The following is a 21,744-nucleotide window of genomic DNA, read 5'->3' on the forward strand; positions in this document are numbered from 1 at the left end:
GCTGTGGGAGTGGGCCGTGATTCTCACATCCGCGCGGCCTGCCACAGGATGGGGGGGCCGTCGAGCGGTCCAAGCCGCGGCCGCTGGCCCAGGCTGCGGAAGCCCGTGCGCTCGATGTGGCGCAGCACGCGCAGGCCGCCCTGGACGACCAGGCGCAGCTCCCATCCGGCACGACCGGGGACGCGATGCACCAGCGGCGCGCCCGACAGCATCAGCTCGCGCGCCCAGGCGCACAGGCGCTCGACCAGCGCGGGGCCCCGGGGGTGCGTGGGCCACTCCTGCGGCGCCGCCGGGTCGATGCCGAGGGCGCGGCAGTCCTCCCCCGGGAGGTAGTAGCGGCCGCGCGGCAGGTCCACGCTGAGGTCCTGCCAGAAGTTGATCAACTGCAGCGCGCTGCAGATCGCGTCGCTCTGCGCAAGCGCCGCCGGTTCCCCCACGCCATAGAGGTGCAGCAGCAGCCGGCCCACCGGGTCGGCCGAGCGGCTGCAGTAGGCGAGCAGCTCCGCGCGGTCGGCATAGCCCGCGCCGGCGGCGGTCTTGCGCACGTCCTGCTCGAAGGCGTCGAGCAGCCGGGCCAGCAGCTCGCGCGGGAGGCCGAAGTCCACGATGGCGCGCCGCAGGGCGGGGAAGACGGCCGGCCAGCGGTCCGACAGCGGCCCGCCGGCGTAGCAGGCCTGGAGGTCGTTGCGGTAGGCCTGCAGGTCGGCCAGCCGGCGTTCGGCCGGAGCCTCCCCCTCGTCGGCGAGGTCGTCCGCCGTGCGGGCGAACCAGTAGATGGCGGCCACCGGCCGGCGCAGCCGCGGCGGGCAGAGCCAGGAGGCGACGGGGAAGTTTTCGTAGTGCTCGACCGGGCGCAGCCGATCGTCGGGGACGGAGCTCACGCGGCGCATTGTCGCTTGACGCGGCTGAGGCTTTTTTCTAGATTACTAACCGGTCAGTCATTAACACGGTGTTTTCCGCGACTTTTCTCACGGACTCTCCCATGCATCCCATCCAGATTCCTCGCCAGGCACCGCTCTGGAGCGCCATCCTGCTGGCGATCGCCGTCCTGGCCGGCTGCGCCCGGACCGAGGCGCAGCCCGAACCCGTGCGCGCGGTGAAGGTGTTCACCGTGGCCGCCGCCGGCCTGACCCTGCAGCAGGAATTCGCGGGCGAGGTGCGGCCGCGCACCGAGTCGCGGCTCGGCTTCCGCGTGGGCGGCAAGATCATCCAGCGGCAGGCCGAGGTCGGCCAGCAGGTGAAGGCGGGCGCCGTGCTCGCGCAGCTCGATCCGCAGGACTACCGGCTGGCCACGGAGGCGGCACGCGCGCAGGTCGCGGCCGCCCGTACCAACCGCGACTTGGCCGCGGCCGACTTCAAGCGCTACGTCGCCCTGCGCGACGAGAACTTCATCAGCGGCGCCGAGCTGGAGCGGCGCGAAAGCACGCTGAAGGCGGCGCAGGCCCAGCTCGATCAGGCCCAGGCGCAGCTGGCCGCCCAGGGCAACCAGGCCCGCTACACCAACCTCGTCGCCGACGTCTCGGGCGTGATCACCGCGGTGGAGGCGGAACCGGGCCAGGTGGTCGTCGCCGGCACGCCAGTCGTGCGCATCGCGGTCGACGGACCGCGCGACGTGCAGTTCGCCGTGCCGGAGGACAAGCTGGGCGTCGTGCGCCCCGGCACCGAGGTGGCGGTGAAGGTGTGGGCCGGCAGCGAGACCCTGGCCGGGCGCGTCCGCGAAGTGGCGGCCAGCGCCGACCCGGTGACGCGCACCTACTCCGTCAAGGTGTCGCTGGCGGGCAGCAGCCAGCCGCCGCTGGGCGCCACGGCCGCCGTGCTGCCGCAGGCCACCGGGCCGGCCGGCGCGACGGCGATCCGCATCCCCACCAGCGCGCTGCGCCAGGTGGGGCAGGGCAGCGCCGTCTGGGTGCTGGACCGGCAGACCATGACCGTGCAGGTCCAGCCGGTGGAGGTCGCCAGCGCCGACGGCAACGAGGCGGTGATCGCAGCCGGCCTCGCGCCCGGCATGCAGGTCGTCTCTGCCGGCGTGCACGTGCTGGCGCCGGGCCAGAAGGTCACGGTGTGGCAGGACAAGACTTCCGCCGCGCCGCCAATGGCGATCCCGGGCCCGGCCCTGCCGCCGCCGGCCCCCACGCTGACCACCGCCACCCGCTGAGGCCGCGATGGGCGAGACACCGACCCGGGAGCGCTTCAACCTCTCGCGCTGGGCGCTGGAGCATCCGGCGCTGACGCGCTACCTGATGATCGTGCTGATGGTGCTGGGCGTGGCGGCCTACTTCCAGCTCGGGCAGGACGAAGACCCGCCCTTCACCTTCCGCGCCATGGTGATGCGCGTGTTCTGGCCCGGCGCCACCGCGCAGCAGGTGGCCGAACAGGTCACCGACAAGCTCGAACGCACCCTGCAGGAGGTGCCGTACGCCGACATCATCCGCAGCTACTCCAAGCCCGGCGAGGCCCTGGTGATCCTGCAGATCAAGGACTCGTCGCCGCCCGCCGAAGTCCCGCAGGTCTGGTACACGGTGCGCAAGAAGATCGGCGACATGCGCGGCACGCTGCCCGCCGGCGTGGTCGGGCCCTTCTTCAACGACGAATTCGGCGACGTCTTCGGCGTGATCTACGCGCTGGAGGCCGACAGCGGCTACAGCTACGCGGAGCTGAAGACCTTCGCCGACGACGTGCGGCAGCAGCTGCTGCGCGTGCCGGACGTCTCCAAGGTCGAACTGTTCGGGGTGCAGGACGAGAAGATCTACCTCGAGATCTCGCAGAAGCGACTGGCGCAGCTGGGACTGGACTTCAACCAGGTGCTGGCGCAGCTCGGGCAGCAGAACGCGGTGGAAGCGGCGGGCGCCGTGCAGACGCCGCAGGACGTGGTGCAGGTGCGGGTCGGCGGCCAGTTCGAGGCGGTGGAGCAGCTCGGCGCGATGCCGATCCGCGGCGCCTCGGGCAACCAGCTGAGGCTGGCCGACATCGCCGACGTGCGGCGCGGCTACGTCGATCCGCCCCAGGTGAAGGTGCGCCACGGCGGCAAGGAGGTGATCGCGCTGGGCGTGTCGATGGGCCGGGGCGGCGACATCATCCGGCTCGGGCAGTCGCTGAAGTCCGCGGTCGGCCGCATCGACGACCAGCTGCCCGCGGGGATCCGCCTGGTGCAGGTGCAGGACCAGCCGAAGGCCGTGTCCACCTCGGTCAACGAGTTCGTCCGCACCCTGGTCGAGGCCGTGGTGATCGTGCTGGGCGTGAGCTTCCTCGCACTGGGCATGCACCGCCGCCCCGGCGCCGCGCTGCCCCTGTGGAAGCGCTGGTACGTGGACATGCGCCCGGGCCTGGTGGTGGCGATCACGATCCCGCTGGTGCTGGCGGTGACCTTCCTCGCGATGCACTACTGGGGCATCGGCCTGCACAAGATCTCGCTCGGCTCGCTGATCATCGCCCTCGGCCTGCTGGTGGACGACGCGATCATCGCCGTGGAGATGATGGTGCGGAAGATGGAGGAGGGCTACGACAAGGTCCGCGCCGCCACCTTCGCCTACGAGGTCACGGCGATGCCGATGCTCACGGGCACGCTGATCACCGCCGCCGGCTTCCTGCCGATCGGCATGGCCCGCTCCACGGTGGGCGAGTACACCTTCGCGATCTTCGCCGTGACGGTGATCGCGCTGGTCCTGAGCTGGCTGGTGTCGGTCTTCTTCGTGCCCTACCTCGGCACCCTGCTGCTGAAGGCGAGGCCGGTCTCCTCCGAGCACCACGAGCACTTCGACACGCCCTTCTACCGACGCTTCCGTGCCACGGTCGACTGGTGCGTGCAGCATCGGTGGATCACGATAGGCGCGACGCTGCTCACCTTCGCGCTGGGGGTGGCGGGCATGGGCAAGGTGCAGCAGCAGTTCTTCCCCGATTCGAGCCGGCCGGAGATCGTGGTGGAGCTGTGGTCGGCCGAAGGCAGCTCGTTCGCGGCCACCGAGGAAGTCACGAAGCGCTTCGAGCAGCGCCTGCTGTCTATGTCCGAGGTGGTGGACGTGACCACCTGGGTGGGCTCCGGCGTGCCGCGCTTCTACCTGCCGCTGGACCAGGTGTTTCCGCAAAGCAACGTGGCGCAGCTGATCGTGCGGCCGCGCGACCTGGCCACGCGCGAGTCGCTGCGGCTGCGGATGCCGGCGCTGCTGGCGCAGGAGTTCCCGGAAGTCCGCGGCCGCGTGAAGCTGCTGCCCAACGGCCCGCCGGTCGCCTATCCGGTGCAGTTCCGCATCGTCGGGCCCGACCCGGCGGGCCTGCGCGAACGCGCCGACCAGGTCAAGGCGGTGCTGCGGGAGAGCCCGTACACCCGCGGCGTGAACGACAACTGGAACGAGTCGGTCAAGACGATGCGGCTGGAGGTCGACCAGGCGAAGGCGCGCGCCCTGGGCGTGACCAGCCAGTCGATCGCCCAGGCGAGCCGGACCATCCTGAGCGGCACGCCGGTCGGCCAGTACCGCGAGGGCGACAAGCTGATCGACATCGTGCTGCGCCAGCCGCTGGACGAGCGCAACGCGATCAGCGACATCGCCAACGCCTACCTGCCCACCGCCTCGGGCAAGTCGATCCCGCTGACGCAGATCGCCCGACCGGTGTTCGCCTGGGAGCCGGGCGTCATGTGGCGCGAAGGCCGCAGCTACGCGATCACCGTGCAGTCCGACCTCGTCGAAGGCCTGCAGGGCGCCACCGTCACCAATGCGCTGCTGCCGAAGCTGCGCAAGCTGGAGGCCGGCTGGCCGCAGGGCTACCGCATCCAGGTGGCGGGCACCGTGGAGGAGAGCGGCAAGGGCTCGTCCTCCATCGCGGTGGGCGTGCCGGTGATGCTGTTCCTCACCTTCACCCTGCTGATGATCCAGTTGCAGAGCTTCAGCCGCGCGCTGCTGGTGTTCCTGACCGGACCGCTCGGGATTGCCGGCGTGGCCGGCGCGCTCCTGCTGCTGGACCGGCCCTTCGGCTTCGTCGCCCTGCTGGGGGTGATCGCCCTGATGGGGATGATCCAGCGCAACTCGGTGATCCTGATCGACCAGATCGAGCAGGACCGCCGCCGGGGCGTGCCCGCCTGGGACGCCATCGTCGAAGCCGCCGTGCGCCGCCTGCGCCCGATCGTGCTGACGGCCGCGGCCGCCGTGCTGGCCATGATCCCGCTGTCGCGGTCGGTGTTCTGGGGGCCGATGGCCGTGGCCATCATGGGCGGACTGGTGGTGGCGACCGTGCTGACCCTGCTGGCGCTGCCGGCGATGTACGCGGCGTGGTTCCGGGTGCGGCGTGAAGATTCCGCCCCGACCGGCACTCCCGCGGAGACGCGAATCCAGGGCTTCCAGGCCGCCTGACGTGCGGCGCGCGTTATCTGGATCCCCGCCTTCGCGGGGATGACGAGGTCAGCTAAAATCGCCGGTTGACCGGATTCGAGCGGGCGGTCGGGTGTCTCCTGGCCGTCCGCTTTCCCTTTCAGTGACCTGCGCGGGTGGCGAAATTGGTAGACGCACCAGGTTTAGGTCCTGACGCCAGCGATGGCGTGTCGGTTCGAGTCCGACCCCGCGCACCACGCGATATTCCCAACCGAGACTGATCATGGCCGTGACCGTAGAAACCCTGGAAAAGCTGGAACGCAAGATGACGCTGACGCTGCCCGTCAACGCGATCCAGTCCGAAGTGGACCAGCGCCTCAAGAAGCTGGCGCGCACCGTGAAGATGGACGGCTTCCGGCCCGGCAAGGTGCCGCTGTCCGTCGTGGCGCAGCGCTACGGCTACTCGGTGCACTACGAGGTGATGAACGACAAGGTCGGCGAAGCCTTCGCCGCCGCCGCCAACGAAGCCAAGCTGCGCGTGGCCGGCCAGCCGAAGATCACCGAGAAGGAAGGCGCGCCCGACGGCGAACTGGCCTTCGACGCCGTGTTCGAGGTCTACCCGGACGTCAAGATCGGCGACCTGGCCGAGGCCGAGATCGAGCGCATCAGCAGCGACGTGAGCGAGCCCGCCATCGACCGCACGCTGGACATCCTGCGCAAGCAGCGCCGCACCTTCGCCCAGCGCCCGCAGGACGCCGGCGCCGAAGTCGGCGACCGCATCGCCGTGGACTTCGAAGGCAAGATCGACGGCGAGCCCTTCGAGGGCGGCAAGGCCGAGGACTTCCAGTTCATGATCGGCGAAGGCCAGATGCTCAAGGAGTTCGACGAAGCCGTGCGCGGCATGAAGGCCGGCGAGAGCAAGACCTTCCCGCTCGCCTTCCCCGCCGACTACCACGGCAAGGACGTGGCCGGCAAGACGGCCGACTTCATGGTCACCGTGAAGAAGATCGAGTCCTCCAACCTGCCGGAGGTCAACGAAGCCTTCGCCAAGTCGCTGGGCATCGGCGAGGGCACCGTGGAGGCCCTGCGCGACGACATCCGCCGCAACCTCGAGCGCGAGGTCAAGTTCCGCCTGCTGGCCCGCAACAAGCAGGCCGCCATGGACGCGCTGGTCGCGAAGTCCGAGCTCGACCTGCCGAACTCGATCGTCAAGAACGAGATCGACCGCCTGATCGAGATGCAGCGCAACGAGCTGAAGCAGCGCGGCCTGAAGGACGCCGACAAGTTGCCGATCCCCGAGGACATCGTGCGCCCGCAGGCCGAGCGCCGCGTGCGCCTGGGCCTGGTGGTCGCCGAACTGGTGCGCGCCAACGGCCTGGAAGCCAAGCCGGACCAGATCAAGCAGCACATCGAGGACCTGGCGGCCAGCTACGAGCGCCCGGCCGACGTGGTGCGCTGGTACTACGGCGACAATCGCCGCCTGGCCGAGGTCGAGGCGATCGTGATCGAGAACAATGTCACCGACTTCGTCCTGGCGAAGGCCAAGGTCAACGAGAAGAAGATGGACTTCGACGAGCTGATGGGCCAGCAGACGCCGGCGCCGCAGGCCTGATCGGCGCGAAAAACCCTGCGTTCCCGCGCCCGCGCGGGAACGTCGCCTCGGGGGGCCTGGACGGTCTTGCAACAGGCCGTCCAGGCCCCAACTCCTTTCAGGCTAAAGTACAGCCAGCACAACGGAGCCAAATTCCCCCATGAGCGCACTTGACACCCAGGGCCTGGGCCTGATCCCCATGGTCATCGAGCAGTCCGGCCGCGGCGAGCGGTCGTACGACATCTATTCGCGCCTGCTGCGCGAGCGCGTGGTGTTCCTGGTGGGCCCGGTCAACGACCAGACCGCCAACCTCGTGGTCGCCCAGCTGCTGTTCCTGGAAAGCGAGAACCCCGACAAGGACATTTCGCTTTACATCAACTCCCCGGGCGGCAGCGTCAGCGCCGGCATGGCGATCTACGACACCATGAACTTCATCAAGCCGGCGGTGTCCACCCTGTGCACCGGCATGGCGGCGTCCATGGGCGCCTTCCTGCTGGCCGCCGGCGAGAAGGGCAAGCGTTTCGCGCTGCCCAACTCCAAGATCATGATCCACCAGCCCCTGGGCGGCATGCAGGGCCAGGCGACGGACATCGAGATCCACGCCCGCGACATCCTGAAGACCAAGGCCACCCTGAACAAGATCCTGGCCGAGCGCACCGGCCAGCCGCTGGAGAAGATCGAACGCGACACCGACCGGGACTATTTCCTGGAAGCCGACGAAGCCAAGAACTACGGCCTGGTGGACCAGGTCATCGCCAAGCGGCCGTAAGCTTCGGCGCCGCTGGTCGCCTTGCAGGGGCCAGGGGCCAGGGATTAGGGAAAGACCGGGGAAGCTCCGGTCTTACAACACCCCTGGCCCCTGGCCCCTGATCCCTGGCCCCTCGGTCCTTTATCGTTATCATCTCGTCAACCGTCACAGAGTTACGCCCATGGCCGACCGAAAAGGCTCCTCCAGCGAGAAAACGCTTTACTGCTCGTTCTGCGGGAAGAGCCAGCACGAGGTCAAGAAACTCATCGCGGGACCGTCGGTGTTCATCTGCGACGAGTGCATCGACCTGTGCAACGAGATCATCCGCGACGAACTGCCCGCGGGTGACGAGCAGCGCGAGGCGCGCGGCGACCTGCCGACGCCCGCCGAGATCAAGGCCAACCTGGACAACTACGTCATCGGACAGGAGGCCGCCAAGCGCACCCTCTCGGTGGCGGTGTACAACCACTACAAGCGCCTGCGCCACAAGGACAAGGCCAAGAAGGACGACGTCGAGCTCACGAAGAGCAACATCCTCCTGATCGGCCCTACCGGCTCCGGCAAGACGCTGCTGGCGCAGACGCTGGCGCGCATGCTGGACGTCCCCTTCGTGATGGCCGACGCCACCACGCTGACCGAGGCCGGCTACGTCGGCGAGGACGTCGAGAACATCATCCAGAAGCTGCTGCAGAACTGCAACTACGAGGTGGAGCGGGCGCAGCGCGGCATCGTGTACATCGACGAGATCGACAAGATCTCGCGCAAGTCCGACAACCCCTCGATCACCCGCGACGTCTCGGGCGAGGGCGTGCAGCAGGCCCTGCTGAAGCTGATCGAAGGCACCATGGCCAGCGTGCCGCCGCAGGGCGGGCGCAAGCACCCGAACCAGGACTTCCTGCAGATCGACACGACCAACATCCTGTTCATCTGCGGCGGCGCCTTCGCCGGCCTGGAGAAGGTGATCGAGCAGCGCACCGAATCCTCCGGCATGGGCTTCAGCGCCACGGTGAAGAGCAAGAAGGAACGCAGCCTGTCGGACATGTTCCGCGAGGTCGAGCCCGAGGACCTGATCAAGTTCGGCCTGATCCCGGAACTGGTCGGCCGCCTGCCGGTGGTCGCCACGCTGGCGGAACTGTCCGAGGACGCCCTGGTGCAGATCCTCACCGAGCCCAAGAACGCGATGGTCAAGCAGTACGCCAAGCTGCTGTCCATGGAGGGCGTGGAGCTCGAGGTGCGCGCGAGCGCCCTGAAGGCGATCGCCCGCAAGGCGCTGGCGCGCAAGACCGGCGCCCGCGGCCTGCGCTCCATCCTGGAGCAGTCGCTCATCGACACGATGTTCGAGCTGCCGAACATCAGCAACGTGGAGAAGGTGGTGGTCGACGAGAACACCATCGAGGAAAACAAGCCGCCGCTGCTCGTTTACCGCGAAGCGGCCAAGAAGGCCTGATGACGCGGCTGGGGCGCTTTCGCAACGAAAACACGCCCCCGTCGCTCTGGTTTTTCCTTACGATCCGACCTTGCGGCGCCAATGTCGGCGCAGCCGGGTTGAAAATGTCCCCATGCCAGCCATCTATGGCTGGTCACTACGAGGATCGCCATGTCCGGACATACCCCTTTGCCTTCTGACCCGATGGACCTGCCCCTCCTGCCCCTGCGGGACGTGGTGGTGTTCCCCCACATGGTCATCCCCCTCTTCGTCGGCCGTCCCAAGAGCATCAAGGCCCTGGAAGCGGCCATGGAGGCCGAGCGCCGGATCATGCTGGTCGCCCAGAAGGCCGCCGCCAAGGACGAGCCTTCGGTCGCCGACATGTTCGAGGTCGGCTGCGTCTCCACCATCCTGCAGATGCTGAAGCTGCCGGACGGCACCGTGAAGGTGCTGGTGGAGGGCCAGCAGCGCGCCCGCGTCGCCCGGATCATCGACGGCAACCAGCACTTCACCGCCACGGTGATCCCGGTGGAGTCCGGCGAGGCCGATGCCAAGTCCGCGGAGATCGAGGCCCTGCGCCGTGCGGTGCTGCAGCAGTTCGACCAGTACGTCAAGCTGAACAAGAAGATCCCGCCGGAGATCCTGACGTCCATCGCCTCGATCGACGACCCGGGCCGCCTGGCCGACACGATCGCGGCCCACCTGCCGCTCAAGCTGGACAACAAGCAGGTCGTGCTCGACCTGGCCGACGTCAAGGAACGCCTCGAGAACCTGTTCGAGCAGATCGAGCGCGAGGTCGAGATCCTCAACGTCGACAAGCGCATCCGCGGCCGCGTGAAGCGGCAGATGGAGAAGAACCAGCGCGACTTCTACCTGAACGAACAGGTCAAGGCGATCCAGAAGGAACTCGGCGAAGGCGAGGAAGGCGCCGACATCGAGGAGATCGAGAAGAAGATCAAGGCCGCCAAGATGCCGAAGGACGCCAAGAAGAAGGCGGACGGCGAGCTGAAGAAGCTGAAGCTGATGTCGCCGATGTCGGCCGAGGCGACGGTGGTGCGCAACTACATCGACGTCCTCACCGCCCTGCCGTGGGCCAAGCGGACCAAGATCAAGCACGACCTGCAGTATGCGGAGGACGTCCTGAACGAGGACCACTGGGGCCTCGAAAAGGTCAAGGACCGCATCCTCGAATATCTCGCGGTGCAGCAGCGCGTCGACAAGGTCAAGGCGCCGATCCTGTGCCTGGTCGGCCCCCCGGGCGTGGGCAAGACCTCGCTGGGACAGTCGATCGCCAAGGCGACCGGCCGCAAGTACGTGCGCCAGGCCCTGGGCGGCATGCGCGACGAGGCCGAGATCCGCGGCCACCGCCGCACCTACATCGGCGCGATGCCGGGCAAGGTGCTGCAGTCGCTGTCGAAGGTCGGCACGCGCAACCCGCTGTTCCTGCTGGACGAGATCGACAAGCTGGGACAGGACTTCCGCGGCGATCCGGCCTCGGCCCTGCTGGAAGTGCTCGACCCCGAGCAGAACCACACCTTCAGCGACCACTACGTCGAGGTCGACTTCGACCTGAGCGACGTGATGTTCGTGGCGACCTCGAACTCGATGAACATCCCGCCGGCGCTGCTGGACCGGATGGAGGTGATCCGCCTCTCGGGCTACACCGAGGACGAGAAGACCAACATCGCGATGCGCTACCTGCTGCCCAAGCAGATGAAGAACAACGGCGTGAAGCTCGAGGAGCTGGAGGTCAGGGAAGACGCGGTGCGCGACATCGTGCGCTACTACACCCGCGAAGCCGGCGTACGTTCGCTGGAGCGCGAGCTGTCCAAGATCTGCCGCAAGGTGGTGAAGGGCCTGCAGCTGAAGAAGATGACGCCGAAGGTCATCGTCGCGGCGGAGAACCTCAACGACTTCCTGGGCGTGCGCAAGTTCACCTACGGGCGCGCGGAGCAGCAGAACCAGGTCGGCCAGGTGGTCGGCCTCGCGTGGACCGAAGTCGGCGGCGACCTGCTGACGATCGAGGCGGCGCTGATGCCCGGCAAGGGCAACATCCTGCGCACCGGCTCGCTGGGCGACGTGATGAAGGAATCGGTCGAGGCCGCGCGCACGGTGGTGCGCAGCCGCTCGCGCGCCCTGGGCATCAAGGACGAAGTGTTCGAGAAGAAGGACATCCACATCCACGTGCCCGATGGCGCCACGCCGAAGGACGGCCCGTCCGCCGGCGCCGCGATGACGACTGCGCTGGTGTCGGCCCTCTCCGGCATCCCGGTCCGGGCGGACGTCGCCATGACGGGCGAGATCACGCTGCGCGGCGAAGTCACCGCGATCGGCGGCCTGAAGGAGAAGCTGCTCGCGGCGCTGCGCGGCGGCATCAAGACGGTGCTGATCCCGGAGGAGAACGCCAAGGACCTGCAGGAGATCCCCGAGAACGTGAAGAACGATCTCGAGATCGTGCCGGTGAAGTGGATCGACAAGGTGCTGGAGATCGCGCTCGAGCGCCAGCCCACGCCGCTGACCGAGGAAGAAGTGCAGGCCGCCGCGCCCGTGGCGGAGAGCACGACGCCGGTGGCCGTCAAACACTGACAAGCGCCTGAACCGGGCCGGAGTGCGGCGGGAGGCCTCGAAATCTCCGCTATAATTTCGGCTTCGACGCGGGAATAGCTCAGTTGGTAGAGCGCAACCTTGCCAAGGTTGAGGTCGCGAGTTCGAGACTCGTTTCCCGCTCCAGATCTCGAAGAGGGGCGCGTAGCGCCCCTTCTTCATCTGATGCCGGCGCGTTAGCAAAGCGGTTATGCAGCGGATTGCAAATCCGTTTAGCTCGGTTCGACTCCGGGACGCGCCTCCACATCCCCCGCACTCCCACCAGACCTGCCGCTGCCGGGCCGAGGCTCAGGGCGTCACCGTGATCGTCACGGCATCGCTGTAGCTGCCGATCGCCACGTCCTGCAGCGCGGGGATGCGTCCGTAGATCGTGAAGGTGGCCGTGGCGCTGCCGTTGTTGTCGATCGACAAGCTCTGGGACATCGTATCGATGCCTGCGCTGAATCCCCAGACGGCGGAACGGCCGGTGTCGCGGAAGAGGCCGTAATTCAGGTACTCGCCGCCGACGCTGCCGTTGGCCATGCGGCGTGCGTTCACGCCCGTCCCGTTGGTGCCCTGGCCCACCTGCAGGGTGATGGTCACGTCGCGCGGCCCGCCGTTGCGCGAGCAGACGGCGGACACCCTGGCGAGCGAATCGTTGGCCACGGCGCTGACCGGGTCGTACACGCCGAAGGCGAGCGACGCGCCGGCGGTGAGGCGGCACGTCGTGTCCGCGTGGGCTGCCGCGGCCGCGAGCAGCAGGGTCAGGCCCGCCGTCAAGGTCCTATTCACAGACGATCCCTTCCTGCAGTTCCAGCACCGCCTCGGTGAACTCCGGGATGGCGAGGCGGCAGGACCAGGCCCGTCCGTCCGCCTCCAGCCTGCCCCGGTAGGTGCCGGGTGGCGCGTTCTCCAGGTAGAAGTCGCCCCCGTTGCCGGTCTCCACCTTCAGGGTGGCGTCAGGCCCCGCAAGCGTGAAGGCTCGCCCGACGATCGGCGTGCGCCGCCCTGCGCTCACCAGCGATGCGATGCCGGCGACGGCACTCAGCTTGCGGCCGCCGAAATCCACCACGGTGCCGCTGCGAAAGGCCGGCGTCACGGTCTTGCGCCGCTGCGCCAGCTCGTACTGCATGCCGACCTGCTTGTCGTTGATCGAGACGTCCTGCCGCCCGAACGCGCCCAGGTCCGGAATGAACAGCATGCCGCGATCGTCGGTCCTGCCCTGCACCTGGTTGTTCAGCAGCACCTCCACGCCGCCCTGCGGCACGCCCAGGCGCGCCAGCGCGAAGCTGTCGTTCACCTGCCGCGTCAGTCCCCAGGCACCATCCACGGCCACCACCGCGCCGCTGGCGGCGACCTCGGCGAACTGCGAGCCGCCGCCGCGCGTGCCGAGGAACTCCAGCGACAGCGGCCGCAGGTTCCACTTCGCGGTGGCGAAAGCCGAGCCGCCATTGCTGCCGGCGTTGCGTTCCTCGCTCAGGCCCACGCGGTAGCCCACGCCTTCGCCCTGCGGCAGCATCTGGCCGGCCTCGAGGTCGATGGCGCGCACGCTGCTCGTCGACCGCGCGGTGGCGCCGATCCAGCGGCGCGCGTCGAGATCGAAGCGCAGGAAGACGAAGGCGGCCCAGTCGTGCCGCCCTTCGCTGTCTCGCGTGTTCTGAAGCTGCCCGGTCAGCATCGTGCGGTTGTTCAGGTTGTAGGAAAGGCGCGTGATGCCGGTGTCGCGCGCCCCCAGCGCGTCCTCCGTGCGCACCCAGTCGGCGGACAGCGTAGCCTGCCACAGCTGCGTCGAGACGCCGACCCGGGTCTCGCGCTGCACGAAGGGGCTGGTGTCCGAGGTGAGGAAGGTGCGGAAGCCGGTGCCGAACTCCCGCCGCCCCGCCTGGAAGGACCACCGGGGCGTGAGGTAGCTGTAGCGCGCGGACCAGCCGCCGGCGGTGCTGTGCGTCTCGTGGTCGCGATTGGCCAGCAGGTCGAGAGAGACGATTCCCAGCATGTCGCTGCGCAGGGTGAGCCCGCCCCCCAGCGTGCTGAAGTCGCCGTTGCCTTCGCCCCCCGCGCCCACGGTCACGGAATCGGTGACGCCGTAGCGATGGAACCCCTGCCAGGCCATCTCCCGGTAGTGCCAGGCGTTGTCGGCGCCCAGCTCCGAGCGGCGGCCGACGAAGTAGTTGTATTCGTGAAGCCCCTGCGCGAGCACGAAGTCCGTGAACAGGTAGGGCTCGCTGAAGACCTCGCGGCGGCCGGAGGCATCGGTGACCGTCACCTGCACGTTGCGCATGCCGCCATAGAGCAGCAGGTTGTCCAGCGTGACCGGGCCCGGCCCCACGCTGCCGCGGTAGATGGTGCTGCCGTCGACGCTCACCTGCACTTCGGCCGGCACCGGCGTGGATGCTCTCAGTGTGGCCGTCGGCTGCCGGATGACGTCGGGCGTCATGTCGTACAGCTTCGTGAGCATCAGGCCGGCGCCCGTGATGGCGGTGCCGTACTGGCCGGCAGAGGAGAGGACGTCGCCCGCGGTGTAGCGCTGGCCGGCCTTGAGGTTGTCCCAGATCGCCTGCGTCGTGCCGCGCGTGTAGCCGTTGAAGTCCGTGCCTGCCGCGATGCGCGAGGCCTGCCGCAGGAGCAGGCCCCCCAGCCGCAGGTTGGCGTCCGTGTCGAAGGTCACCTGCGTCGGCTGCCCCTGGCCCGCGTTGCTGGCGGCGAGCCGGTAGCTCAGGATGAGGCTGGTGCGCGGCTGCGTGACCTCCACGGGGGGCGGGCGCGTGCCGAGGTCGATGACCGTGCCTTCCAGGCGGCGGGAGGGGAAGCGCACGGCGAGCGCCAGCTGCGCTTCGTCGAACTCCACGCTTTCCGCACCGAGGCCCTGCAACGAGTAGTAGGGCACGGCACCCACGGTCCGCCGCGCGTCGGGCACCGGCTCGAGCTTCAGCTGCGGCAGGTCCTCGGCCCGGACCCAGAATTCGCCCTGCGGCTGCCGCAGCAGCATGAGTTCGCCGCGGGCGACCCCGTTGACGCGCACGGTGAGGATCAGCTCGTCGGCCTGGGCCTGCGTGGCTGCAGGAGCCTGCGCATGCGTGGCCGGCGGCGCGCCCAGGAGGGCCACGCAGCACGCCGCAAGAAGCGATCGGGAGAGGACTGCACGCGGGCGTCCTCGCACGCGGAAACGGCGGTCGGGCGCCGTCAGGCCGCCGCGGGGGTGGCGATCGTCACGAGCAACTCGCAGGATCGACATTCACTTTGCGGTCCAGGCGAAACTCCTCGCCTTCCAGTGCCACGGCGAATGCGGACGCCTTGCGGCACACCTCGCGCGGGATGTCCGCGGTGTACGTGCGTTCCGTGCCGGCCAGGGAGTACCACCCGACCAGCTCCTGCTGGTAGCCGGCACCATCGCTGATGGCGATCTTCACCAGCCGGAAGTGCTGGTTGCCGGGGTTGCGGACCTGGATGGACAGCTTGCCGCCCTTGAGCGTGGGATCCGCCACCTCGGGCTGGAGCCTGGGCACGGCAGGCGGCAGGAACACCGGGACGCCGAAGCGGAAATAGAAGGCCACCTGCGGGCGCGCAGACTCCGCCGCTTCCGGCTGCTCCTCGATGAACAGGCGGTAAGCCCGTTCCACGGCGCCGGCGGGCGTCTTGATGCCCACGCGCACCAGCCGCTTGCCTTCCCCTTCCACCTCCATCTGGCGCGGGAAGTACACCAGGTCGCTGCTGTCCTTGTAGACGTCCTTGCCCTCGGCATCCTGCGTCCATTCCATCAGGCGCACACCCGCGCGCAGCTTGTCCTTCGCGTGGTTGGTCACGGTGATGGTCTCGCTCAGGGTGCCGGCCTTGAGCTCGACGCGGATCGGCGACACCGAGAACTCGCCCGCGTTGGCCGGGAGCCATGCGCTCCCCAGGGCGGCTACGGCAAGGCATTTCGCGACGGCGTTGCGGCGGGACGTGGACTTCATACGGTGGCGCATCCTGGCGAAGATCACGGATTCAGGTCAAGCACGACCCGGTCCGAATAGGCGCCGGAGGCGGCGTCCTGGAAATCGGTGGGGGCGACAGTACCGCTCACCCCGATGGTGAAGTCCTGGCCCTTCGGGATCGTCGCGCCGGCGGGCGACAGGCTCAGGGTGTAGGCCATGTACGCCGTGGTGACCGTCGCGTGCCGCATGCGCCGCAGCCCGGCACCGGGCGAGTACAGGCCGTTGCCGGCCGCGAGCGAATACGTGACCGTGCTGGAGTTTCCGGAGCCGCTGCAGCGCACCACCACGGACGTTGCCGCGGTCGCGGCCACCGTCGACGCGGGATTGATCGTCCCGAAGGCGAGCGTGGCGGGCGTGCTGCGGAAGTGGCAGCTGCCCTTGGACAGCACCGTCGCCGAGACGACGAGCTGGCCAGTTCCCGCAGCGTGGCAGGTGCCGAACGCCGAAAGCAGAACGGCAGCAGCGATCCATGACGCGCGGCTGGCGCCGCGGCGCTCGAGTGGCTCCATAGGGACGGCGGCGGTACGGGTAGCACCGCCGGTGCGGGCGGTGCCTGGACTTGCCTGGTCCCCGATCAGGGGGCGATGACCACGGGCACGCTCTGCGTGTAGGCGCCGGCGGCCATGTTCACGTAATCCGTGCCCACGATCGTGCCGGTCAGGGTCACGGTGATGGCGGCTGCGCTGGAGCCCAGGCCGTTGCCCGCGCTGCTGGGTGCCGTCCAGGCGAGGGTGAAGGGGATCGAGCCCAGGGCGCCGCCGCTCAGCGTGTTGCTATAGCCGGCGGCTGCGCTGGCGCCCCCCACCGTGAAGGTCGACGGCGCGGTGTTCTTGGTGCACTTGTACTGCACGGCAGATGTCTGGGTCTGGTCGGTGCCGACCGTCGGATCCAGCGTGAACGTCATGGCAGGCACGGCGGTCAGCTTGCAGGTGCTTTGCACGTTGGCGGTGACCACAAGGTTCTGCGTGTCGGCGGCAAATGCAGCGGAAGCGAAGGCGGCAGCCAGGGCCACCGCGGCGATACGGGCAATCTTCGGGCTCTTCATCTCTGACTCCTCAACGGTCTTCCAAACGGTTAGGCGAAATGCCTAAACCTCGGTGAAAGGGAATGTAGGGGGGGAAGCCGATTGTTAAATTTTGTCTGTCAGCCAGCCCAAAGAACTCGACTGGAACTTGGAGGCGATATTCGTGTCGTTTGTCACGAGAAGGCGGCAGATCCGCGCCGTATCGGGGATCGGCGGGCTGCTCCTTGCGACAGGCGGGATTCGCCGGACTCTGGGCTGCGAAAAGCCGACAGCTCGGATGCGGCTGGCGAGGATTCAATGCCCACAACCGCTGCCTGGAACGCCTCTTGTTGGCCGATGAGTGCCGATAGCGTGAAATCCACAACAGATCCGCGGAGCTTGGTTCTCGTGTCCCGGTCAGGCCCCCCCTTCTCAGGGGGCGTTCAGCCTGACGGCCCGCATGAAACTGCAGCCAGCTCCCGCCGGCGCGAGCCGGTGCGGGTGCCTCCCCACCGGCTGCCGCTGCCCGCAGCCTGCCAGATGCGATCCCGTCCGTGCACGCCAATCAATACTTCACCAGCGTCACCCGCCTCAATTCCGCCATCACCGTTGCCCGGCTCGACGCCAAGGTCCAGGCCACCCGCGACCACGGGCGGGGTTGCCTGATCTCGCGCGGCGCCTGGATCAAGGTCTACGACCTCGGCGACAACGTCATCCGTGGCGACGCCGACCCTTGGGAGTGGACCGGCAAGGCCGCCCAACTCAGGGAACTGGCCGCCCTCCTGCAGTGCCCCCGCGTCGGGCGCATCGCGATCGACGGCGGCTTCAACTGGGCGGCCAACCCTCGCGACTTCGCCTATGGCGCGTACAAGCCGTGTGCAAGCGACTGGGAGGTGGTGTTCGGCGAGCGCGAGCCGCTTCAGGTGGCCCCGCTGCCAGGCCAGGATGCGTCGGTCGGCGGCGACGCCCTGGACGTCAGGGCCAGGGTGCTCGCGCAGTTCAAGGACACCTTGCGGCAGGCCCAGGAGGAACTCGATTCCTTGCCTCACGGCAGGCTCGCGTACGTGGTGACCTGCGAGTCCATGCCACTGAAGTTCGACATCAGCGACCAGGGCGTCAGCGACCCGACGAGCGTCAGGCCGTGGAACGCGACCCGCTTCTCCCGGCCTGACGCGACGCTGGTGGCCGCGAACACGAGCAACGGCAACGGCAAGGTGGGCGAGGTCCATACCTTGAAAGGGGCCATCGAGTCCCAGATCGACACGCTGCGCAAGCTGATCGCGATCGTAACGGCCGGGTGACGGACGGCCTTCAATAGCGCCCGGCGCCCGGGTGCGTTCGCACCGGGTGGGACCAAGGTCCAATAGTCCCCTCATCCGGGTCTCCGCTACTTTCACGGATTCTGGCTCAGCCACCCGCGCCGGGCCGAATGCGGACCGCGCCGCAAGATCAAGGGGATCTGGGAACTGCGCAATGAAGCATCACCGTGCCGCATGCGTTCTCGTCGGACTGGTCCTGGGGCTGGCCGCCGCCCTGGCCGAGGCCGCGGATGCGCCGCCGCCCAAGGCGGCCCAGGTCGGTGCAGCCCCTGCCGGGAAAGTGGTCGCGAAAAAGGATGCGGCGGCCCCGTCCCCCGTCGAACCGGTGGACATCAACAGCGCCAGCAAGGCTGAGCTCAAGAAGCTGCCCGGCATCGGCGATGCCGAAGCAGACAGGGTGATCGCGGGTCGGCCCTACCTCTCCAAGGCCCACCTGCAGACCCGCAACATCATCTCGCCCATGCAGTACCAGGCCCTGCGCGAACTCGTCGTGGCAAGGCAGAAAGACGCGAAGTTCGGCAAGTCGGCCAGCAAGTGACACCGCTCTCCGGAAGAGAGCTGCTTGCCTGGCCAGCAACGGGTGGCATCCACCGAGGAGGGTACCGTGCACCACGTGATCGATGGTTTGAAGAGGCTGTCGCGGTGTGCAGCCATCGCCGCAGTCGCAGCATCGTTGCTGTACGGATGCTCGGGTGACGACGGCGCACCCGGCCCTGCCGGTCCCCCGGGCCCCGCGGGTCCCGCGGGCCCCGCGGGTCCTTCGAGCGTGACGAACGTGACCCAGATGACCCCGGAGCAATTCGCCGCCACGGAATTCAATGCGACGATCACCAGCGTGACCATTGCCAGTCCGCCGGTCGTCAACTTCAAGGTCGTCGACCAGTTCGGCGTCCCGATCGCTGGCCTGGGGCTGGCCACCAAGTCGGCGACGGCGACCGTTGCGCGCTACCAGAACCTCGCCTTCAGCATGGCGAAGCTGGTCCCCAACCCCATCGCGAACGGCCCGAGCAGGTGGGTCAGCTACATCGTGACGACCGTGCCGACCACGACGGCCGCCGCGACGGCCCAGCGCCCGAGCACCGACAGCAACGGCACGCTGGTCGACAATGGAAATGGGACGTACCAGTACACCTTCTTCCGCGACATCAAGCAAGTGAAGGCGCAGGTCGACGCCATGACGCTCACCGGCCTCAACGTCAAGGCCGACCTGGGTGACCTGACCTTCGATCCGAACGCCATTCACCGGGTCGCGCTGCAGATCTCCGGCAACGCCCCGGGCACCGGCACCAATACACCCACCGAGGTGCAGACGGTTCCCGGCGTGCCGATGTCGAAGCCGAACAACGCCATCTTCGACTTCATTCCCGCGACCGGCGCGGCGGTTCCTGTGACGAACCCGAACCAGCGCCTGATCGTCGACAAGCTGAGCTGCAACGAATGCCACGGCAAGCTCGGTGGCCTTCCGAATACCGAGAGCGAGGGCTTCCACGCCGGCACCCGCTTCGACCCGCGCTACTGCGTGACCTGCCACAGCGACCAGCGCAAGTACGGGCGGCCACGCTCGACTTCGGTGAACAACGTCTTCACCGGCACCACCTACGTTGCGGACGGCGTCACGATGGGCGACTTCCCGGTCCTGATCCACCGCATCCACAAGGGCGAGCTGCTGGTCAAGCAGGGCTACAACTTCGCCGGCCTGCTGCTGAACGAGACCAAGTTCCCGCAGGACATCCGCAATTGCGACAAGTGCCACGACGGCACCGCCCCCAAGGTCGCACCGCAGGCCACCAACTTCAAGACCAAGCCCAGCCGCCTGGCTTGCGGCGCCTGCCACGACGGCATCGACTTCGCCACCGGCGCTGGCGTGACCAACGCCGCCGCCAACCAGGCCAAGATCAATGGCACGACGCCGGCGGCCACCGGCCACATCGGCGGTGTGCAGGCCGACGACGGCGGTTGCGACTCCTGCCACGACGCGACGTCGATCGAGAAGGTCTACCACCTGGCGATCACCCCGCCGAACCCCCTCAACTCGCTGGCGGTCACCGGCGGCAACAACAACACCAACGCGGCGTGGATCGCGTCCAAGACGGACAACCTGCCGGCCGGCGCGTTCAAGATCGACTACGTCGTCGCCAGCGTCTCGCGCAATGCCTCCAAGCAGCCGGTGATCGTGTTCAAGGTCCTGAAGGACGGCGTGCCGATGCCGATCAATGTGTTCGGCAGCGGCAAGACCGAGATGTGGGACAACTTCATGGGCTCGCCCAGCGCGTCCTTCGCATTCGCCGTGCCTCAGGACAACGTGACGTCACCGACGGACTTCAACGTCCAGATCAACGGTTACCTGAGAAGCATCTGGAACGGCACGGCCACCGGCACGGGCGCCGGCACCCTGGTCGGACCCGACGCCAACGGCAACTACACCGTCACCCTCACGGGCGTCGTCGTTCCCGACAATGCAACGATGCTGACGGGCGGCATCGGATACAGCTACGGCCTGAAGACCACCATGCCGCTGACACAGATCAACCTGGTGGACAACTCGCTGCTGGATCCGAACCGTCACCCACGCTTCGGGGTCAGCCCCGCGACGGCGACCGACATCACGGCTGGACAGCCGAACCTGCTCGGTGGCCTGGTCGCCATCGCCCCGGACTTGCAGACGGTCGGCACCGGCTACACGGGACGTCGGGCGATCGTCGAAGACAAGCGCTGCAACAACTGCCACCAGGAACTCGGCGCCTTCACGATCGAGTCCTTCCACGGAGGCCAGCGCAACGACGGCACGACCTGCTCGTGGTGCCACAACCCGAATCGGACCAGCAGCGGCTGGACGGCGGATTCGACTTCGTTCATCCATGCGATCCACGCCAGCGACAAGCGCGAGAAGCCCTTTACCTGGCACGCGACCGCCGTCGGGGAGTCCTATGCGGACATCAAGTTCCCGGGCATCCTGAACAGGTGCGAGACCTGCCACCTGCCAGGCACCTATGACTTCAGCGCCAGCGCCTCGGCGTCGCAGGAAGCCGGTCGCCTGTTCAAGGCGGTGGCCACCGGCACGCCGCTGTCCGCCACGGCGACCGATTTGCAGAAGTTCCAGGCGTCGCCCTACATCACCGCCGGCACGAACTACGGCGCCAACTTCAGCTTCGCCGCCGCAACGGGCGTGGCGACCCAGGCGGCCCCGACCACGCTGGTGAATTCACCCACCGCGGCCGTCTGCTTCGCCTGCCATGACACGGCCCTGGCGCAGTCGCACATGACGTCGAACGGCGGTTCGATCTATGAAGCACGCTCCACGGCGCTGCTCAAGGTCGAGCAATGCCTCATTTGCCACGCTTCCGGCCGGATCGCCGACATCAAGGCGGTGCACTCGAAGTAGCGTGGTCCCGCTGGCCGTCTTGCGGGACGGCCAGCGGAGAAGACGGACGACTTTCTGACGGATGCAAAGTCCGGGGGCTGGCCTCAGCCCATCCGGGCGGAATTTGTGTTCTATAATCGTGGGCTCACCTGATGTGTCGAACGTCAGGTGCGATGCGGGAGTAGCTCAGTTGGTAGAGCGCAACCTTGCCAAGGTTGAGGTCGCGAGTTCGAGACTCGTCTCCCGCTCCAGATCCGGAAGGGAAGCCTGAGAGGGCTTCCCTTTTTGTTTGCCGTACAGTCGCCCCCAGCGCCCCGATGGTGAAATCGGTAGACACAGCGGACTTAAAATCCGCCGCCCTTGAACAAGGCGTGCCGGTTCGATTCCGGCTCGGGGCACCATCCTGTTGCGGGCCGGGCCCCCTTCGGAGGCGGGTCCC

At 68.0% G+C, this 21,744-nt stretch carries 15 protein-coding genes and 5 tRNA genes; 14 read left to right on the forward strand and 6 right to left on the reverse strand.

The features are described from left to right. Positions 1 to 23: 23 nt before the first annotated feature. Positions 24 to 890: a squalene synthase HpnC gene (gene hpnC / locus JJ685_RS27490; RefSeq protein WP_201677578.1), complete on the reverse strand. Its 867-nt coding sequence runs from the start codon at positions 888 to 890 to the stop codon at positions 24 to 26. Between the two features lie 92 nt (positions 891 to 982). Between hpnC and JJ685_RS27495 the strand changes: the two genes are divergently transcribed. The 9 genes from JJ685_RS27495 (at position 983) to JJ685_RS27535 (ending at position 11,913) form a co-directional block, all read left to right on the forward strand. Continuing rightward, a complete protein-coding gene (locus JJ685_RS27495) occupies positions 983 to 2,155 on the forward strand; it encodes an efflux RND transporter periplasmic adaptor subunit (protein ID WP_201677579.1) in 1,173 nt (390 codons plus the stop codon). Between the two features lie 7 nt (positions 2,156 to 2,162). After that, positions 2,163 to 5,342: an efflux RND transporter permease subunit gene (locus JJ685_RS27500; RefSeq protein ID WP_201677580.1), complete on the forward strand. Its 3,180-nt coding sequence runs from the start codon at positions 2,163 to 2,165 to the stop codon at positions 5,340 to 5,342. A gap of 128 nt (positions 5,343 to 5,470) precedes the next feature. After that, a tRNA-Leu gene (locus tag JJ685_RS27505) sits at positions 5,471 to 5,557 on the forward strand. 26 nt (positions 5,558 to 5,583) lie between these two features. Further along, on the forward strand, positions 5,584 to 6,912 hold the full coding sequence (gene tig / locus JJ685_RS27510) for a trigger factor (RefSeq protein ID WP_201677581.1): 1,329 nt from the start codon (positions 5,584 to 5,586) through the stop codon (positions 6,910 to 6,912). A 139-nt stretch (positions 6,913 to 7,051) separates the two neighbouring features. Further along, on the forward strand, positions 7,052 to 7,660 hold the full coding sequence (gene clpP / locus JJ685_RS27515; RefSeq protein WP_201677582.1) for an ATP-dependent Clp endopeptidase proteolytic subunit ClpP: 609 nt from the start codon (positions 7,052 to 7,054) through the stop codon (positions 7,658 to 7,660). A 160-nt stretch (positions 7,661 to 7,820) separates the two neighbouring features. After that, positions 7,821 to 9,086: an ATP-dependent Clp protease ATP-binding subunit ClpX gene (clpX, locus tag JJ685_RS27520; RefSeq protein ID WP_201677583.1), complete on the forward strand. Its 1,266-nt coding sequence runs from the start codon at positions 7,821 to 7,823 to the stop codon at positions 9,084 to 9,086. 150 nt (positions 9,087 to 9,236) lie between these two features. After that, positions 9,237 to 11,651, forward strand: coding sequence for an endopeptidase La (gene lon, locus JJ685_RS27525; protein ID WP_201677584.1), 2,415 nt, complete (start codon positions 9,237 to 9,239; stop codon positions 11,649 to 11,651). A gap of 68 nt (positions 11,652 to 11,719) precedes the next feature. Further along, positions 11,720 to 11,795, forward strand: a tRNA-Gly gene (locus JJ685_RS27530). 44 nt (positions 11,796 to 11,839) lie between these two features. Continuing rightward, positions 11,840 to 11,913: transfer RNA gene (locus JJ685_RS27535), tRNA-Cys, on the forward strand. A 44-nt stretch (positions 11,914 to 11,957) separates the two neighbouring features. Here JJ685_RS27535 and JJ685_RS27540 read toward each other — a convergent pair. From JJ685_RS27540 to JJ685_RS27560, 5 genes are all read right to left on the reverse strand, one after another. Further along, the gene (locus JJ685_RS27540; RefSeq protein WP_201677585.1) at positions 11,958 to 12,428 is read right to left on the reverse strand and encodes a Csu type fimbrial protein; all 471 of its coding nucleotides are present in this window, start codon (positions 12,426 to 12,428) and stop codon (positions 11,958 to 11,960) included. A gap of 4 nt (positions 12,429 to 12,432) precedes the next feature. Next, complete coding sequence (locus tag JJ685_RS27545; protein WP_201677586.1) at positions 12,433 to 14,754, reverse strand: fimbria/pilus outer membrane usher protein; 2,322 nt, start codon at positions 14,752 to 14,754, stop codon at positions 12,433 to 12,435. Between the two features lie 103 nt (positions 14,755 to 14,857). Beyond that, positions 14,858 to 15,601: a fimbrial biogenesis chaperone gene (locus JJ685_RS27550; RefSeq protein ID WP_201677587.1), complete on the reverse strand. Its 744-nt coding sequence runs from the start codon at positions 15,599 to 15,601 to the stop codon at positions 14,858 to 14,860. 23 nt (positions 15,602 to 15,624) lie between these two features. After that, positions 15,625 to 16,131: a spore coat protein U domain-containing protein gene (locus JJ685_RS27555; RefSeq protein ID WP_201677588.1), complete on the reverse strand. Its 507-nt coding sequence runs from the start codon at positions 16,129 to 16,131 to the stop codon at positions 15,625 to 15,627. Positions 16,132 to 16,196: 65 nt separating this feature from the next. Continuing rightward, complete coding sequence (locus JJ685_RS27560; RefSeq protein ID WP_201677589.1) at positions 16,197 to 16,667, reverse strand: spore coat protein U domain-containing protein; 471 nt, start codon at positions 16,665 to 16,667, stop codon at positions 16,197 to 16,199. A 512-nt stretch (positions 16,668 to 17,179) separates the two neighbouring features. On the opposite strand from JJ685_RS27560, the gene JJ685_RS27565 reads away from it, so the two are divergent. The 5 genes from JJ685_RS27565 to JJ685_RS27585 all read left to right on the forward strand — a co-directional run bounded on the left by JJ685_RS27565 (position 17,180) and on the right by JJ685_RS27585 (position 21,706). After that, complete coding sequence (locus JJ685_RS27565; protein WP_201677590.1) at positions 17,180 to 17,926, forward strand: hypothetical protein; 747 nt, start codon at positions 17,180 to 17,182, stop codon at positions 17,924 to 17,926. Positions 17,927 to 18,098: 172 nt separating this feature from the next. Next, complete coding sequence (locus JJ685_RS27570; protein WP_201677591.1) at positions 18,099 to 18,482, forward strand: ComEA family DNA-binding protein; 384 nt, start codon at positions 18,099 to 18,101, stop codon at positions 18,480 to 18,482. Between the two features lie 246 nt (positions 18,483 to 18,728). After that, entirely contained in the window at positions 18,729 to 21,326 is a 2,598-nt protein-coding gene (locus JJ685_RS27575) for an OmcA/MtrC family decaheme c-type cytochrome (RefSeq protein WP_236599346.1), read from the forward strand. A 154-nt stretch (positions 21,327 to 21,480) separates the two neighbouring features. Beyond that, positions 21,481 to 21,556 (forward strand) — tRNA-Gly (locus JJ685_RS27580). Between the two features lie 60 nt (positions 21,557 to 21,616). Then, positions 21,617 to 21,706 (forward strand) — tRNA-Leu (locus JJ685_RS27585). Positions 21,707 to 21,744: the final 38 nt, after the last annotated feature.

The sequence above is a fragment of the Ramlibacter monticola genome, from assembly GCF_016722785.1.
GTDB classification, from domain to species: domain Bacteria; phylum Pseudomonadota; class Gammaproteobacteria; order Burkholderiales; family Burkholderiaceae_C; genus Ramlibacter; species Ramlibacter monticola.